At 66.4% G+C, this 411-nt stretch carries 1 protein-coding gene; it reads left to right on the top strand.

From position 1 onward, the window contains the following. On the top strand, positions 1 to 411 hold a 411-nt coding region (locus GYB81_RS23635), incomplete at both ends, for an endonuclease V (protein ID WP_161897986.1).

The following is a 411-nucleotide window of genomic DNA, read 5'->3' as shown; positions in this document are numbered from 1 at the left end:
CGCTAGCCGAATGCGTGGCACGCATTCCCACCAGCATGCCCTATGTGCCGGGGCTGCTGTCCTTTCGCGAATTGCCCGCCTTGCTTCGAGCCTTGGCTGATCTGCCGCAGGAGCCGGATCTGGTCTTCGTCGACGGGCACGGTATCGCCCACCCGCGCGGCTTGGGTATTGCCGCGCACCTGGGCGTGGTCAGCGGCTTGCCGACCATTGGCGTGGCCAAGAAGATTCTTACGGGGCATCACGCCGAGCTGGATGAGGCTCGGGGTGCATGCGTCGAGCTGCTGAGCAGGAAGGGCGAGCGAATCGGCTGGGTGCTGCGCAGCAAGGATCGCGTGCGGCCGCTGATCGTCTCTCCGGGCAATCGGGTCAGTCTCGAGCGAGCGCCGGAGCTGGTCATGGCGTGCGTCAGGC

It is taken from the genome of Pseudomonas yangonensis (assembly GCF_009932725.1).
GTDB classification, from domain to species: Bacteria; Pseudomonadota; Gammaproteobacteria; order Pseudomonadales; family Pseudomonadaceae; genus Aquipseudomonas; species Aquipseudomonas yangonensis.
The sequence above is the reverse complement of the archived record's forward strand: the minus strand, read 5'-3'. Positions and strand labels throughout refer to the sequence as shown.